Source organism: Bacillus mycoides, assembly GCF_000832605.1.
Classification (GTDB): Bacteria; Bacillota; Bacilli; order Bacillales; family Bacillaceae_G; genus Bacillus_A; species Bacillus_A mycoides.
In genome coordinates, this window is the sequence record NZ_CP009692.1 from 2,101,694 (window position 1) to 2,117,629 (window position 15,936).

A 15,936-nucleotide genomic window follows, 5' to 3' on the forward strand; every position below is an offset into this window, starting at 1 on the left:
AAGTTTTGCATAATTGCAATTACTACAAAAGAATAATGATGAGGTGAGTATATGGAAGGTGTAGTATTATTACATAAGCCAAAGGGAATGACATCACATGATTGTGTGTTCAAATTAAGAAAGATATTGCGTGAGAAACGAATTGGTCATACAGGGACACTGGATCCAGATGTAACAGGAGTATTACCTATTTGCGTTGGGCGTGCAACAAAAATTGCGCAATTTTTAACAAGTGAAACAAAAACATACGAAGGTGAAGTGACATTAGGATTTTCAACAACAACAGAAGATGCTTCTGGTGAAGTTGTGGAGAAACAAGATGTAAATCGTGTCATTACACGTAAAGAAGTAGAAGAGGTACTAGCGGAATTAACAGGGACAATTGAACAAATGCCGCCGATGTTCTCAGCTGTAAAAGTTAACGGAAAAAAACTATACGAATATGCAAGGGCAGGACAAGAAGTTGAACGTCCAGTTCGTACAATTACAATTCATGAATTTGTATTACTTGATGAACGTGAAGTTTTTGAAGGGGAAAATATTTCATTTCGTTTCCGTGTAACGTGTAGTAAAGGAACATATGTAAGAACACTAGCAGTAATGATAGGTGAAAAACTTGGATTTCCATCACATATGTCTCACCTTGTAAGAACAGCATCTGGTGAATTTTTACTAGAAGATTGCATATCATTTGAAGAAATTGAAGAAAACGTGCAAAATGGAACAGTAGAGTCTATTTTCATCTCAATTGATGAGGCGCTAAGTAAGTTTCCAAAAATGGTTGTAGATGAAAAGCAAGCTGAAAAAATAAAGAACGGTATGTTCTTAAACAATGAATTAGAAACAACAGCACCATTTATTACAGTATTTGATAAAAATGATCGTTGCTTAGCAATTTATGAGCATCACCCAAAACACCCTGGAATGCTAAAGCCAATGAAAGTACTTGTGAATAATCAAGAACTAAAGCTATAATGAATTATTGGAAGGATTATTACAGAAAAAGGTGAATTCAAGCGTGAAACTTATTCATTTAACTCATCCACATGAACAAAATAAAATAGAATTACCACCTACTGTAATGGCATTAGGATATTTTGATGGCATTCATTTAGGACATCAACGTGTGATTCGAACAGCGAAAAAAATAGCGGATGAAAGAGGATGTAAAAGTGCTGTCATGACGTTCCATCCACACCCATCTGTTGTATTAGGAAAAAAAGAAGCGCATGTGGAGTATATTACACCGATGCGCCTTAAAGAAGAAATCATCGCAAGTTTAGGAATTGATATCTTATATGTGGTGAAATTCGATGAGCCATTTGCTGGATTATTACCACAGCAGTTTGTCGATGAGTATATTATTGGTTTAAATGTAAAGCATGTAGTAGCAGGCTTTGATTATTCATATGGACGTTTAGGAAAAGGGAAGATGGAGACTTTACCATTTCATGCAAGAGGGGAGTTTACACAGACCGTGATCGAAAAAGTTGAATATCAAGAAGAAAAAGTAAGTTCTACTTCATTACGAAAGTTAATTCGAAACGGTGAAATGGAACAAATTCCATCTATTTTAGGGAGAGCTTACACGGTAGAAGGAACAGTTGTACACGGTGATAAGCGTGGACGTCAAATTGGTTTCCCAACTGCAAATGTAGGTTTAAGTGATGAATATTTGTTGCCACCTGTAGGTGTATATGCGGTAAGATTGAAGGTTCATGATGAATGGCATGATGGTGTATGTAATATCGGATATAAACCAACTTTCAAAGAGAATGAGCGTCAATTATCTATTGAAGTGCATCTATTTGAATTTAATAAAGACATATACGATCAAAGTGTTACAGTGGAATGGCACATGCGTATAAGAGAAGAAAAAAAGTTTAATGGAATTGATGAGTTAGTTGCTCAAATCGCTCAAGATAAAAAGGTTGCCCAAGAATATTTTGCGAGCGTAAAGAATATACTTGCTTTTTCAAATGAAAAGTAGTATTCTATGTTATGTACTTTATGACAACCATTACTTGGCATTGCGACTCACCGATGCTTGCTAGGTAACTGGGGGTTTAATTATTAGGAGGTGAAATAGGATGGCTTTAACACAAGAGCGTAAAAATGAAATCATTGCACAATTTAGAACTCATGAGACTGATACTGGTTCTCCAGAGGTTCAAATTGCTGTCCTAACGGAGCAAATTAACACTCTAAACGAGCACTTACGTACTCACAAGAAGGATCATCATTCACGTCGTGGTCTATTAAAGATGGTTGGTAAACGTCGTAACTTACTTACTTACCTTCGTAATAGCGATATCACACGTTACCGTGAATTAATCACAAAGCTTGGCTTACGTCGATAGTCAAAGAAGCGGGAATATTCCCGCTTTTTTGTTAGGTAAAAATATATCTTCTACTCTTTATAGCTTACTTAATTTTCGGCAATACTAGAGGAAAGAATATTGTGATATACTATCCATTTACATAGAAGAATTGAATATTTTAAATTGAGAGGGGTACTTAAATGAGTCAGGAAAAGCAAGTCTTCTCGATAGATTTAGCTGGTCGTCAGCTAACAATTGAAACAAGTCAGCTTGCAAAACAAGCAAACGGAGCAGTATTAGTAAGATACGGCGACACAGCAGTTCTATCTACAGCAACTGCATCAAAAGAGCCAAAAAATGTAGATTTTTTCCCGCTTACAGTAAACTATGAAGAGCGTTTATATGCAGTTGGAAAAATCCCAGGCGGTTTTATTAAGCGCGAAGGCCGTCCAAGTGAAAAAGCAATTTTAGCAAGTCGTTTAATTGACCGTCCAATCCGTCCACTTTTCGCAGATGGTTTCCGTAATGAAGTACAAGTTGTCAGCATCGTAATGAGTGTTGATCAAGACTGTTCTTCTGAAATGGCAGCTATGCTTGGTTCTTCATTAGCATTATCTATTTCAGATATTCCATTTGAAGGTCCAATCGCAGGTGCGACAGTTGGTCGTATTAATGGCGAGTTCGTTATTAATCCAACAGTAGAACAGCAAGAACAAAGTGATATGCACCTTGTTGTAGCTGGTACGAAAGATGCAATTAACATGGTTGAAGCAGGAGCGGATCAAGTACCTGAAGAAACAATGTTAGAAGCAATTATGTTTGGACACGATGAAATTAAACGTCTAATTGCATTCCAAGAAGAGATTGTACAAGCTGTCGGTAAAGAGAAAACAGCAGTGAAACTTTATGAAGTGGATGCTGATTTGAACCAAGCTGTACGTGAAATGGCTGAGACAGATATGCATTCTGCAATTCAAGTGCACGAAAAACATGCACGTGAAGATGCAATTAGCGTAGTGAAAAAGCGTGTAATTGAGCATTACGAAGCTGAGGAAGCTGATGCTGATACATTAGGACAAGTAAGTGAGATTTTATATAAAATTGTAAAAGAAGAAGTACGTCGTCTTATTACAGTTGAAAAAATCCGCCCAGATGGTCGTAAAGGTGACGAAATTCGTCCTTTAGCATCAGAGGTTGGCATTTTATCTCGTACACATGGTTCTGGTCTATTCACACGTGGACAAACGCAAGCATTAAGTATTTGTACATTAGGTGCATTAGGCGATGTGCAAATTTTAGATGGTCTAGGTGTAGAAGAGTCAAAACGCTTTATGCACCATTATAATTTCCCTTCATTTAGTGTTGGTGAAACAAGACCAATGCGTGGACCAGGTCGTCGTGAAATTGGTCACGGAGCACTAGGAGAACGTGCTCTTGAACCTGTACTTCCATCTGAAAAGGATTTCCCATATACAGTTCGTCTTGTATCTGAAGTATTAGAGTCAAATGGTTCTACTTCACAAGCGAGTATTTGCGGTAGTACATTAGCGATGATGGATGCGGGTGTACCACTTAAAGCACCAGTTGCTGGTATTGCAATGGGTCTAGTGAAATCTGGTGAGCATTATACAATTTTAACAGATATTCAAGGAATGGAAGACCATTTAGGTGATATGGACTTTAAAGTAGCAGGTACTGCAAAAGGTGTAACTGCACTACAAATGGACATTAAAATCGATGGTTTATCTCGTGAGATTTTAGAAGAAGCATTACAACAAGCGAAAGTTGGTCGTATGCACATTCTAAATCACATGTTATCTGTTATCGCTGAACCTCGCATTGAGTTATCTGCGTATGCTCCGAAGATTATTACAATGGCAATTAACCCAGATAAAATTCGTGATGTTATTGGACCAAGTGGTAAACAGATCAATAAAATCATTGAAGAAACTGGCGTTAAAATTGACATCGAGCAAGATGGTACAGTATTCATTTCATCAATTAATCAAGAGATGAATGAAAAAGCGAAGAAAATTATCGAAGATATCGTTCGCGAAGTACAAGTAGGCGAAATCTACTTAGGAAAAGTTAAACGCGTTGAAAAATTCGGTGCGTTCGTTGAATTATTTAGCGGTAAAGATGGACTTGTTCACATTTCTGAACTTGCACTTGAGCGTGTAGGTAAGGTAGAAGACGTTGTGAAAATCGGTGATGAGATTTCAGTTAAAGTTATCGAGATTGACAAACAAGGTCGTGTAAACTTATCTAGAAAAGTATTGCTAAAAGAAGAGCAAGAAAAAGAAGCAGCTAAAGAAGACGCAGCTAAAGAAGAAAACGCACAAGAGCAACAATAAGTGAAAGCCAGTATAGCTGGCTTTTTTTGTTATGTAAAAAATGTGATTCATTTAGATTTTTATGTGAGTATAGGTATAGTTTTCATCATAACGCTCAAATTAACAAAGATAAGAAGAAAATGGTTTCTTTTTTATAGTTAATGGGAGGGTTTATATGAAAGCTCGTATATTAGCGTACATATTTATATTTTCTTTATATATGGGTTGTGGCTCTTATTCCGTTTTTGCGCAGGATAACTTGTATGAAGAGATTCAAAAGCATGTAAAACAGTACGAGATTATGCCGCAAAATGCGATGATTGATAAGATTTGGAAGGCGACGCCTGGGTATAATGGAAAACAAGTGGATATAGAAGCGTCCTATAATAATATGAAGAAAATCAAGAAGTTTGATCAAAAACAACTTGAATTTAAGGAAGTATCACCGAGTGTTCACTTAGAAGATTTACCACCAGCTCCCATTTATCGAGGACATCCAAATAAAAAGATGGTGGGATTAACAATTAATGTGGCCTGGGGTAATGAGTATTTGCCACGTATATTAGAGATATTGAAAAAACATGATGTGAAGGCGACTTTCTTTTTAGAAGGACGCTGGGTGAAAGAAAACTTACGATTTGCCAAAATGATTGTCGATGCAAATCAAGAAGTAGGAAATCATTCTTACACACACCCTAATATGAAAACGCTGTCTACAGATGAAATACGAGATCAATTACAAAAAACGAATCGAATGATAGAAGCAGCTACAAATCAGAAAGTGAGATGGTTTGCTCCGCCAAGTGGAAGTTTTCGGGATGAGGTAGTAAAAATAGCGGATGATTTCCAAATGGGGACGATTATGTGGACTGTAGATACAATTGATTGGAAGCGGCCAGAACCGGGTGTGCTATTGCAGAGAGTAATGCGAAAAATACATCCAGGTGCTATTGTGCTAATGCATCCTACTTCATCTACAACAGAAGCGCTAGATACTATGATTAAAAATTTAAAGGAACAAGGATATAAAGTGGGGAATATTACAGAATTACTAGATGAAAAACGTGTGGATTAAATACATTTGCATGACATTCATCTCTAAACTTGTTATCATTAAATAATAGCAATTATTTAGAGAAACTGGCATTAGGAGGAAAGTTTTTGATTAAAAAATATACGTGTAAAAATGGTGTAAGAATTGTTATGGAGAATATACCAACTGTACGCTCGGTTGCGATTGGTATATGGATCCACGCAGGTTCAAGAAATGAAAATGAAAAAAATAATGGGGTTTCGCACTTTTTGGAACATATGTTCTTTAAAGGGACAGAAACGCGAAGTGCAAGAGAGATTGCAGAATCATTTGATAGCATTGGTGGACAAGTAAATGCTTTTACTTCAAAAGAATATACATGTTACTATGCGAAAGTGCTAGATGAGCATGCTAAATATGCATTAGATGTTTTAGCAGATATGTTCTTTAATTCAACATTTGATGAGGAAGAACTGAAAAAAGAGAAGAATGTTGTATGTGAAGAAATAAAAATGTACGATGATGCGCCAGATGATATTGTGCATGATATGTTAACGAAAGCAACATATGAAACGCATCCGCTTGGATATCCTATTTTAGGAACAGAAGAAACGCTTGAAACATTTACAGGTGATACGTTACGTCAATATATGAAAGATCATTACACACCTGAAAATGTTGTTGTATCAATTGCAGGGAATATTGATGAAGCATTTTTACAAACTGTAGAGCAATATTTCGGTAGTTACGAAGGGACAACAAATCGTGAACAAGTACATAGCCCAATTTTCCATTTCAATAAAGTAGCACGTAAGAAGGAAACAGAACAAGCTCATTTATGTTTAGGATATAAAGGCTTGCAAATGGGACACGAAGATATTTATAATTTAATTGTATTAAATAATGTTTTAGGCGGTAGTATGAGTAGCCGTTTATTCCAAGAAGTACGTGAGCAACGTGGATTGGCGTACTCAGTATTCTCTTATCACTCTTCTTATGAAGATACAGGAATGTTAACACTTTACGGTGGAACAGGTAGTAAACAATTAGATACACTGTATGAAACAATGCAAGAAACGTTAAATACGTTGAAAAATACAGGTATTACAGAAAAAGAGCTTGTTAATAGTAAAGAACAATTAAAAGGAAACTTAATGTTAAGTTTAGAAAGTACGAATAGTCGTATGAGCCGTAATGGTAAAAACGAATTGCTTCTTCGTAAACATCGTTCTCTTGATGAGATTATTGAAAGTGTAAACACTGTAACAAAGCAAAATGTAGACGAGTTAATTCGCAATATGTTTACCGATGAATTCTCTGCGGCACTTATTAGTCCAGATGGAAAACTGCCAAAAGGAATGAAACTTTAAGCGATCTTGTAATTCATTCGCTTTCGGAAATAACCGTATCTCTTTTATATGAGATACGGTTATTTTTTTTATATATGCAGAATAGGTACTTATTATAGGATAACCTTCATAAAAAGTAGGATAGGGGGAGATTTAATGCGTTTAAGTGAATTAAGTGGCAAAGAGATTGTGGATTTAGAAAGAGCAGAAAAAATGGGAGTTTTAGGTCATGCAGATTTAGAAATTGATGAGAGAGATGGAAAAATACAAGCGCTTATTATACCTGCTGGGAAATGGGGAGGTTTTAAAAGAGAACAGCAAGAAGTGAGAGTAGAATGGAGCAAAATAAAGAAGGTTGGAAATGATATGATACTTTGCGATCTTACGAACCATTCAAGATCATAGTGAAAGATGACCATTTTGGTTGTCTTTTTTTTATCTTTATATAAAGAAGATAAATCACGTGTGCTTTTTGTTTTTCAATCACCTCAAACTCGTACATTACATATGATGTGGAGGAAAAAGAAAAAGTAGGCATTTTTCTTATAAATGAAAGAAAAAGAAGGTGAATTAGGGAATGTTGACTGAGATGCATATTGCTGTCATAGGAGGAGATGCACGGCAGCTAGAAGTAATTCGCAAGCTAGTCGAACTGGACGCGAAACTTTCATTAATAGGGTTTGAACAGTTAGATCATGGCTTCACAGGGGCAGCAAAGGAAAGTATACAAGATTTAAATTTCACTTCTTTAGATGCAATTATTTTGCCGGTTGCAGGGACGAATGCCAGAGGAGAAGTAGATACTATTTTTTCAAATGAGAAAGTTTCCATAACGAAAGAACAAATTGAAAAGACACCAGAAAACTTCACTATATATTCAGGTATTGGTACACCTTACTTGGAAAATCTCGTAGCTACTACAAATCGCAAACTTGTAAAATTATTTGATCGTGATGATGTTGCAATCTATAACTCTATTCCGACCGTAGAAGGTACACTAATGATGGTTATTCAACATACTGATTACACAATTCATGGATCGAATGTAATGGTTTTAGGATTTGGTAGAACTGGTATGAGTGTTGCAAGAGCCTTTCAATCATTAGGAGCACATGTCAAAGTTGGAGCGAGACGTTCGGAACATATTGCTCGTATTACAGAAATGATGTTTTCTCCTTTTCATATGCAAGACATAGAGAAAGAAGTAGGTAATATCGATATTGTTATTAATACAATTCCGCATCTCGTTGTGACAGCGAATGTTATTTCAAAAATGCCAGCTCATACGCTAGTTATTGATTTAGCTTCTAAGCCAGGTGGCACGGACTTTCGCTATGCGGAGAAGCGTGGAGTGAAGGCATTATTAGCACCTGGTCTTCCTGGGATTGTTGCACCGAAAACAGCAGGACAAATATTAGCGAATGTTCTTTCTCAGTTATTAATAGCGGATGCAATCGCAAAGGAGGATGATGAGAAATGAGTTTGAAGGGAAAACGAATTGGTTTCGGATTTACAGGGTCACATTGTACGTATGAAGAAGTTATGCCACATTTAGAGAAGTTAATTGCAGAAGGTGCAGAAGTACGTCCCGTTGTTTCTTATACTGTCCAATCAACAAATACTAGATTTGGCGAAGGGGAAGAATGGATTAAAAAGATCGAAGAAATAACCGGTTTTAAGGCAATTAATTCAATCGTTGGCGCAGAGCCACTAGGACCGAAAATTCCACTAGATTGCATGGTGATCGCACCACTAACAGGGAATTCGATGAGTAAATTTGCAAATGCAATGACAGACTCTCCAGTATTAATGGCAGCAAAAGCGACGCTTAGAAATGGGAAGCCTGTTGTGTTAGCTGTTTCGACGAATGATGCGTTGGGGCTTAATGGAGTAAATCTAATGCGCCTAATGGCTACAAAAGACATCTACTTCGTACCATTTGGCCAAGATGCACCAGAGAAAAAACCGAACTCAATGGTAGCTCGTATGGAGTTACTTGAAGATACAGTATTGGAAGCGCTACAAGGAAAACAATTACAACCTGTTGTTGTAGAAAAATTCAGATATATGAATTAAAAAACGAAAAAAACGTACAATTTTTGTTGAAACCATCATTCTTACTGTAGAATATGATAAAATTAACGTTATTAAGATTAGAGGGGGCATTGTAAGCTCCTTCTAATTCTAAGTTATAGAAGGATTGGTATCTAGAAAGGGGCATAGTGATGGAAAAGCAAAAAACTTTTCATGTCGCTGTAGTTGGAGCAACCGGCGCAGTTGGTGAACAAATGTTAAATACTTTAGAGAAACGAGAATTTCCAATTGGGAAGTTAACGTTACTTTCATCTAAACGATCTGCAGGTAAGAAACTTGTATTTAAAGGCGAAGAATTTACAGTTCAAGAGGCAACTCCTGAAAGTTTTGAAGGAGTAGATATTGCACTATTTAGTGCAGGTGGATCTGTATCGAAACAATTAGCGCCAGAAGCAGCAAAGCGCGGTGCAATTGTTGTTGATAATACAAGTGCATTCCGTATGACAGAAAACGTGCCACTTGTTGTACCTGAAGTAAATGAAAATGATTTAAAAGAACATAATGGTATTATTGCAAATCCAAACTGTTCTACAATTCAAATGGTAGTAGCTCTTGAGCCAGTTCGCCAGCAATATGGTTTAAAACGAGTAATCGTTTCCACATATCAAGCTGTATCAGGTGCTGGTGCGGCAGCTATTGAAGAACTTCATGAACAATCACAAGCAATCTTAAATGGCGAAGAAGTAAAGGCGAATGTTTTACCTGTATCAGGTGACGAAAAGCATTTCCAAATCGCTTTTAATGCTATTCCACAGATTGATAAATTCCAAGATAATGGATTTACATTCGAAGAAATGAAAATGATTAATGAAACGAAAAAAATTATGCATATGCCTGAATTAGAAGTAGCTGCGACATGTGTACGTTTACCAGTTGTATCGGGTCATTCCGAGTCTGTATACATTGAAGTAGATAAAGAAGGCGTAACAGTAGAAGAAATGAAAAACTTACTTGCAAATGCAGAAGGTATTGTACTGCAAGATAATCCAGCAGAGCAGTTATATCCAATGCCAGCTACTGCAGTAGGTAAAAATGAAGTATTCGTTGGAAGAATCCGTAAAGATTTAAATAATGATAAAGGATTCCACCTTTGGGTCGTATCTGATAACTTATTAAAAGGCGCTGCATGGAATTCTGTTCAAATTGCAGAGCGCTTAGTAAAATTACAATTAGTGTAAACGGCTAAGAGAAGGTGCAAAATATGAAAATTATTGTTCAAAAATTTGGTGGTACATCAGTACGTGATGACAATGGGCGCAAGCATGCGCTTCACCATATAAAAAAATCGTTAGCTGCTGGTTATAAAGTAGTTACTGTTGTATCAGCAATGGGCCGTAAAGGTGAACCGTATGCGACTGATACGTTATTAAGTCTTGTAAATCAAGAGGAACCTAATATTTCTAAACGTGAGCAAGATTTATTATTATCATGCGGAGAATTAATCTCAGCAATTGTTTTCTCTAACATGTTGAATGAGAATGGTATAAAAGCAGCAGCATTAAATGGTGCGCAAGCTGGTTTTGTAACGAATAATGACTTTACGAATGCTAAGATTATTGAAATGAATTGCGATCGTATACATGAAGAGTTACAAAATGTAGATGTTATCGTCGTGACTGGATTCCAAGGTCAAACGAAAAATGGAGATACGACAACACTTGGACGCGGAGGTAGTGATACCTCAGCTTCAGCATTAGGTGTTGCGCTTCATGCTGAATATATCGATATCTTCACAGATGTTGAAGGTGTTATGACTGCGGATCCTCGTATCGTAAAAGATGCACGTCATCTTCAAACTGTAACATATAACGAGATTTGTAACATGGCTTATCAGGGTGCGAAAGTTGTTCATCCGCGTGCGGTTGAAATTGCGATGCATGCAAAAGTACCACTTCGTGTACGTTCTACGTATTCTGATAGTGAAGGTACGCTTATTGCGGCATATGATGGTGCTACAAAAGGGCAGGATGTAGAAGAACGTCCTGTTACAGGGATTGCCCATGTGTCAAACGTAACGCAAATTAAAGTGCTTGCAAAAGAAACTGCATATGATTTACAACAACACGTGTTTAAAGAAATGGCTAATGAAGGGATTAGTGTGGACTTAATTAACATTTCTCCTACTGGTGTAGCTTACACAGTAAAGGATAGTGTATCAGCGCGTGCAGTTGAGGTTTTAAAGCAACTTGGATATGATCCAGTGGTGACAGAGCATTGTGCGAAGGTTTCTATCGTTGGTGCTGGAATGGCAGGTATTCCAGGGGTTACAGCGAAAATTGTCACAGCTTTAGCGGAAAAAGGTATTCAAATTCTGCAATCAGCAGATAGTCATACGACAATTTGGGTTCTTGTAAAAGAAGCCGATTTAGTGGAGGCTGTGAATGCATTACATAGTGCATTTGAGCTTTCAAAAGAAAAGCAACTGGAACAATAAGGAGTGAGATCATGATAGATTTTGGGACAATTGCAACCGCGATGGTAACACCGTTTGATAAAAATGGTAATATCGATTTTGCAAAGACAACGAAATTGGTAAATTATTTAATTGATAACGGTACAACAGCAATCGTGGTAGGAGGGACGACTGGAGAATCTCCTACATTAACATCAGAAGAAAAAGTAGCGTTATATCGCCATGTCGTATCTGTTGTCGATAAAAGGGTGCCCGTCATCGCTGGAACAGGTAGCAATAATACGCATGCTTCTGTCGATTTAACAAAAAAGGCAACTGAAGTTGGTGTTGATGCAGTTATGCTAGTGGCACCGTATTATAATAAACCGAGTCAAGAAGGGATGTACCAGCACTTTAAAACAATCGCTGAAAGCACTCCGCTTCCGGTAATGCTATATAATGTTCCAGGACGATCTATTGTACAAATCTCCGTTGATACAGTTGTTCGTTTATCAGAAATAGAAAACATTGTTGCGATTAAAGATGCAGGTGGCGATGTATTAACAATGACAGAAATCATTGAAAAAACAGCGGACGACTTTGCAGTATACAGCGGTGATGATGGTTTAACATTACCAGCTATGGCAATTGGAGCAAAAGGTATTGTTTCTGTAGCATCTCATGTTATCGGGAATGAAATGCAAGAAATGATTGCTGCATTCCAAGCTGGAGAGTTTAAAAAAGCGCAGAAATTACATCAATTACTAGTAAAAGTAACGGATGCACTATTTATGGCGCCGAGCCCAACACCAGTAAAAACAGCATTACAAATGGTGGGATTAGATGTAGGTTCTGTACGTTTGCCACTTCTTCCATTAACGGAAGAAGAAAGAATAACGTTACAATCCGTAATGCAATCTATTCCTCGTTAATAAAAATGACCTAGTGTGAAACTAGGTCATTTTTATTTTGACTAACTATATGTAAGTGATGAAAATTAGCTATAGTTAATAGGCTGTAATAAGAAGGGGGTGGCAGGGGGGAGAATTAGTAAGAAACTGATTACAGAGATAAGATTTTTTTAGTGAATATCGTTTCATGTTTATGTAAAGAATTTACATGAATATTTTTCCATCAAACTCTTATTACGTAGGGAAAATAGTAAAACTGATATGAATTTTGCCCTCTTAAATTATAATCTCATTTTAATGTCTTCTCTTGTCTTTCGCATAATTTAACTTGTGTTCTATTTCTTGTATCAGTTATAATATGGCTAAGTAGCTTAGTACGGGTATGCTTAGCAAAATTGGTAAAAATTAAGATTTAATGAAATTTTCATATCATATCGAATAAGATATTTGATTTATATAATGAAAGAGAGGTGAAACCTGGTTTAAAAAATTAACAAGGACATGATATCGCATAACGGTAAGGACATTCGTCTTGGACGGTGAATATATGGTGGTTGTAGAGTTTCCCCTGGTGTCTCTGCAATTTTAGTGAAATCAGTGTTTGCAAGATTTTTAAACCAGGCAACAACATGAAGAGAAAAGAGAATGAGTCTGTTAAAGTATTTGCTCTTGGCGGAGTAGGTGAAATCGGAAAAAACATGTACTGTGTTGAAATTGATTCTGAAATCTTTATTGTAGATGCCGGATTGATGTTCCCGGGAGATGAAATGTTTGGGATTGATATTGTTATTCCTGACATTACATATTTAGTAGAAAATCAAGAGCGAGTAAAAGGACTATTTATTACCCATGGTCATGAAGATCATATTGGTGGAATTGTTTATGTGCTTCGTAAATTATCTATTCCAGTATATGCGACGAAATTAACGGTAGGACTTATACAAGAAAAGCTTGGCGAAGCAGGAATGTTAGGCCGTGTAGACTTAAAAACAATTGACTCGAATTCAACAGTAGAGTTTAATTCAACAAATGTGTCATTCTTCGGAACGACACATAGTATTCCGGATTCTGTGGGTGTTTGTTTCCATACATCAAAAGGTGCTGTAGTATATACAGGAGACTTTAAATTTGATCAAACTCCAATCGGAAATAGTGGAGCAGATCTTGGGAAAATGGCGCAAATTGGAAATGAAGGCGTACTTTGCTTGTTATCTGATAGTACAAACGCTGAACGTCCTGGTTATACAGGTTCGGAAAAAGAAGTTGGTATAGAGATTTCTAAAGTATTCTATAGTTCAGAAGGGCGTATTATTGTTGCTTCATTTGCCTCCAATGTACACCGTATTCAACAAGTGTTTGATGCAGCTGCTGAAACTGGAAGGAAAGTAGCGGTAGTAGGACGTAGCATGGTGAAAGTGGTAGATATTGCAAGACGTCTTGGTTATTTAGATGTTCCAGAAGGTATGGTTATTTCATTACAAGAAATAGACAATTTCCCGGAAAAAAAGGTAGCCATCTTAACGACTGGTAGTCAAGGGGAACCGATGGCAGCCCTTTCTAGAATGGCGAAACAAGCTCATAAACAAATTTCAATTCGTAAAGGTGATACTGTTATTATTGCAGCTTCTCCAATTCCAGGAAATGAAGTATCTGTATCAAAAATTATTGACTTGTTATTTAGATCTGGTGCTGAGGTTATTTATTACGGTGAAAGAAAAGTTCACGTTTCAGGTCATGGTAGCCAAGAAGAGTTAAAGCTGATGATAAATTTAATGAAGCCGAAGTATTTTGTACCCGTACATGGTGAGTTCCGTATGCAAAAAGCACATGCGTATTTAGCGGAAGATGTAGGTGTTGCGAGAGAGAATATCTTTATCGTAGAAAAAGGCGATGTAATTGCTTTTGGTGACGATGAAGCAAAATTAGCTGGTAAAGTGCAAGCTGGTAATGTTTTAATTGATGGATTAGGTGTAGGTGACGTCGGTAACATCGTTCTTCGAGATAGAAAGATGTTATCTCAAGATGGAATTTTAGTTGTTGTTGTAACACTTGGTAAGGATGAAAAGAAAATAATCTCTGGTCCAGAAATTATTTCACGCGGCTTTGTATATGTTCGTGAATCAGAAGCATTAATCGAACGATCCACAGATATTGTACGTATGATTGTTGAACAATCAATTAAAGAATATACAATTGAATGGTCTATGTTGAAACAAAATATTCGTGAATTATTAGGGCAGTTCTTGTACGAAGAAACGAAGAGAAAGCCAATGATTTTACCGATTATTATGGAAGTATAAAGAAGGTCACCTTTACAGGTGATCTTTTTCTTTTTTAACCCTATCGAATGAAATTCATAACTTAAGAAATAATAGTTATATACGAGTGAAAGGGGATGCGATATGACAGAACGTGATCGTTATACAAATGAAGAAAAAGAAGCTGAGCCGAAAGAAGTTCCAAAAGAGGCTTCTATAGTGGAGAAAATTCAGCAACTTGGACAGACAAATGTACCACAAATGAATGAATCGCGTATTCATTGCTTAACAATTGTTGGGCAGGTGGAAGGTCATATTCAGTTGCCACCACAAAATAAAACAACAAAATATGAACACATCATTCCGCAAATTGTCGCGATTGAACAAAATCCGAAAATTGAAGGTTTACTGTTAATATTAAATACAGTTGGGGGTGACGTTGAAGCTGGATTAGCGATTTCTGAAATGGTGGCTTCGCTTTCAAAACCAACTGTATCTCTTGTTTTAGGAGGAGGGCATTCAATCGGTGTACCGATTGCGGTCTCAACTGATTATTCATTTATTGCCGAAACAGCGACGATGACAATTCATCCAATTCGTTTAACAGGTCTTGTTATAGGTGTGCCACAAACATTTGAGTATTTGGATAAAATGCAAGAACGAGTCATTCGATTTGTGACAAAGCATTCGAAAGTAACGGAAGATCGTTTTAAAGAGCTTATGTTTGCAAAAGGGAATTTGACGCGAGATATTGGGACGAATGTAATAGGTGGAGATGCAGTGAAGTATGGTCTTATAGATGGTGTCGGTGGTATTGGTAGCGCACTTCGAAAATTAAACGAATTAATTGATGAACGCAAGGATAATAGTACAGAAGGGACAATGCTACAATGATTTTATATACAATTATGCCAGAGCAACTTGTGTATCCGGCCGATTATTCACAATGCGAAAGCCAAAAAGTTGTGAATATAAATGGCGTGGAATTAGTGGTTTCTGAGGAGGATAATCAATGGTACTCTATTGTACGTGTATTAAGTACGAATCCGTCTCACTACCTAGAGTTTGAGCCTGGACAGAAAATTACCTTTTAGCAAAAAGAAGGATTTTGTTTAGGAGCTATGGTATAATATAAAAAACAAGACGGTTGAGCAGCCATGAGTAGGCTGCTTTCTTCTGTTTATTTAACATTTTACAAGAAGTGTAAAAATAGAAGATATAAAGACCTGAAAAATAGAGAGAAAG

At 36.8% G+C, this 15,936-nt stretch carries 15 protein-coding genes; all 15 read left to right on the forward strand.

All coding sequences use genetic code 11. The annotated features are described in order from the left end of the window. Positions 1 to 51: 51 nt before the first annotated feature. The 15 genes from truB (at position 52) to BG05_RS12930 (ending at position 15,785) form a co-directional block, all read left to right on the forward strand. Positions 52 to 975 carry a tRNA pseudouridine(55) synthase TruB gene (gene truB / locus BG05_RS12860; RefSeq protein ID WP_002014562.1) on the forward strand — a complete coding sequence of 308 codons (924 nt, stop codon included), beginning with the start codon at positions 52 to 54 and terminating at the stop codon, positions 973 to 975. A 43-nt stretch (positions 976 to 1,018) separates the two neighbouring features. Beyond that, the gene (gene ribF, locus BG05_RS12865; protein ID WP_002128800.1) at positions 1,019 to 1,990 is read left to right on the forward strand and encodes a bifunctional riboflavin kinase/FAD synthetase; all 972 of its coding nucleotides are present in this window, start codon (positions 1,019 to 1,021) and stop codon (positions 1,988 to 1,990) included. A gap of 100 nt (positions 1,991 to 2,090) precedes the next feature. Continuing rightward, on the forward strand, positions 2,091 to 2,360 hold the full coding sequence (gene rpsO, locus BG05_RS12870; protein WP_001229392.1) for a 30S ribosomal protein S15: 270 nt from the start codon (positions 2,091 to 2,093) through the stop codon (positions 2,358 to 2,360). A 161-nt stretch (positions 2,361 to 2,521) separates the two neighbouring features. Continuing rightward, a complete protein-coding gene (pnp, locus tag BG05_RS12875; protein ID WP_002128799.1) occupies positions 2,522 to 4,675 on the forward strand; it encodes a polyribonucleotide nucleotidyltransferase in 2,154 nt (717 codons plus the stop codon). Between the two features lie 154 nt (positions 4,676 to 4,829). Continuing rightward, positions 4,830 to 5,729, forward strand: coding sequence for a polysaccharide deacetylase family protein (locus tag BG05_RS12880; RefSeq protein ID WP_002128798.1), 900 nt, complete (start codon positions 4,830 to 4,832; stop codon positions 5,727 to 5,729). 86 nt (positions 5,730 to 5,815) lie between these two features. After that, a complete protein-coding gene (locus BG05_RS12885; RefSeq protein WP_033734213.1) occupies positions 5,816 to 7,057 on the forward strand; it encodes a M16 family metallopeptidase in 1,242 nt (413 codons plus the stop codon). A 135-nt stretch (positions 7,058 to 7,192) separates the two neighbouring features. Next, positions 7,193 to 7,441 carry a YlmC/YmxH family sporulation protein gene (locus tag BG05_RS12890; protein WP_002014571.1) on the forward strand — a complete coding sequence of 83 codons (249 nt, stop codon included), beginning with the start codon at positions 7,193 to 7,195 and terminating at the stop codon, positions 7,439 to 7,441. Positions 7,442 to 7,613: 172 nt separating this feature from the next. Next, positions 7,614 to 8,516 carry a dipicolinic acid synthetase subunit A gene (dpaA, locus tag BG05_RS12895; RefSeq protein WP_002128797.1) on the forward strand — a complete coding sequence of 301 codons (903 nt, stop codon included), beginning with the start codon at positions 7,614 to 7,616 and terminating at the stop codon, positions 8,514 to 8,516. Continuing rightward, the gene (gene dpaB, locus BG05_RS12900) at positions 8,513 to 9,112 is read left to right on the forward strand and encodes a dipicolinate synthase subunit B (RefSeq protein ID WP_002111357.1); all 600 of its coding nucleotides are present in this window, start codon (positions 8,513 to 8,515) and stop codon (positions 9,110 to 9,112) included. Before dpaA ends, dpaB begins: the two co-directional genes overlap by 4 nt. 149 nt (positions 9,113 to 9,261) lie before the next feature. Continuing rightward, the gene (gene asd, locus BG05_RS12905) at positions 9,262 to 10,308 is read left to right on the forward strand and encodes an aspartate-semialdehyde dehydrogenase (protein WP_002014577.1); all 1,047 of its coding nucleotides are present in this window, start codon (positions 9,262 to 9,264) and stop codon (positions 10,306 to 10,308) included. A 23-nt stretch (positions 10,309 to 10,331) separates the two neighbouring features. Then, a complete protein-coding gene (gene dapG, locus BG05_RS12910) occupies positions 10,332 to 11,564 on the forward strand; it encodes an aspartate kinase (protein WP_002088068.1) in 1,233 nt (410 codons plus the stop codon). Positions 11,565 to 11,575: 11 nt separating this feature from the next. After that, on the forward strand, positions 11,576 to 12,454 hold the full coding sequence (gene dapA, locus BG05_RS12915) for a 4-hydroxy-tetrahydrodipicolinate synthase (RefSeq protein ID WP_002014579.1): 879 nt from the start codon (positions 11,576 to 11,578) through the stop codon (positions 12,452 to 12,454). A gap of 608 nt (positions 12,455 to 13,062) precedes the next feature. After that, positions 13,063 to 14,733, forward strand: a complete 1,671-nt coding sequence (locus tag BG05_RS12920) for a ribonuclease J (protein ID WP_002088065.1) — start codon at positions 13,063 to 13,065, stop codon at positions 14,731 to 14,733. Positions 14,734 to 14,835: 102 nt separating this feature from the next. After that, the gene (gene tepA / locus BG05_RS12925; RefSeq protein WP_002014582.1) at positions 14,836 to 15,585 is read left to right on the forward strand and encodes a translocation-enhancing protein TepA; all 750 of its coding nucleotides are present in this window, start codon (positions 14,836 to 14,838) and stop codon (positions 15,583 to 15,585) included. Further along, on the forward strand, positions 15,582 to 15,785 hold the full coding sequence (locus tag BG05_RS12930) for a YlzJ-like family protein (protein WP_002185077.1): 204 nt from the start codon (positions 15,582 to 15,584) through the stop codon (positions 15,783 to 15,785). The genes tepA and BG05_RS12930 overlap by 4 nt, the downstream gene beginning before the upstream one ends. Positions 15,786 to 15,936: the final 151 nt, after the last annotated feature.

What these genes read in the sequence shown, in the direction of transcription:
- truB (WP_002014562.1), top strand. Translation starts at nt 52, where the DNA reads ATGGAAGGTGTAGTATTATTACATAAGCCAAAGGGAATGACATCACAT.
- rpsO (WP_001229392.1), top strand. Translation starts at nt 2,091, where the DNA reads ATGGCTTTAACACAAGAGCGTAAAAATGAAATCATTGCACAATTTAGA.
- pnp (WP_002128799.1), top strand. Translation starts at nt 2,522, where the DNA reads ATGAGTCAGGAAAAGCAAGTCTTCTCGATAGATTTAGCTGGTCGTCAG.
- BG05_RS12880 (WP_002128798.1), top strand. Translation starts at nt 4,830, where the DNA reads ATGAAAGCTCGTATATTAGCGTACATATTTATATTTTCTTTATATATG.
- BG05_RS12890 (WP_002014571.1), top strand. Translation starts at nt 7,193, where the DNA reads ATGCGTTTAAGTGAATTAAGTGGCAAAGAGATTGTGGATTTAGAAAGA.
- dpaA (WP_002128797.1), top strand. Translation starts at nt 7,614, where the DNA reads ATGTTGACTGAGATGCATATTGCTGTCATAGGAGGAGATGCACGGCAG.
- dpaB (WP_002111357.1), top strand. Translation starts at nt 8,513, where the DNA reads ATGAGTTTGAAGGGAAAACGAATTGGTTTCGGATTTACAGGGTCACAT.
- asd (WP_002014577.1), top strand. Translation starts at nt 9,262, where the DNA reads ATGGAAAAGCAAAAAACTTTTCATGTCGCTGTAGTTGGAGCAACCGGC.
- dapG (WP_002088068.1), top strand. Translation starts at nt 10,332, where the DNA reads ATGAAAATTATTGTTCAAAAATTTGGTGGTACATCAGTACGTGATGAC.
- dapA (WP_002014579.1), top strand. Translation starts at nt 11,576, where the DNA reads ATGATAGATTTTGGGACAATTGCAACCGCGATGGTAACACCGTTTGAT.
- BG05_RS12920 (WP_002088065.1), top strand. Translation starts at nt 13,063, where the DNA reads ATGAAGAGAAAAGAGAATGAGTCTGTTAAAGTATTTGCTCTTGGCGGA.
- tepA (WP_002014582.1), top strand. Translation starts at nt 14,836, where the DNA reads ATGACAGAACGTGATCGTTATACAAATGAAGAAAAAGAAGCTGAGCCG.
- BG05_RS12930 (WP_002185077.1), top strand. Translation starts at nt 15,582, where the DNA reads ATGATTTTATATACAATTATGCCAGAGCAACTTGTGTATCCGGCCGAT.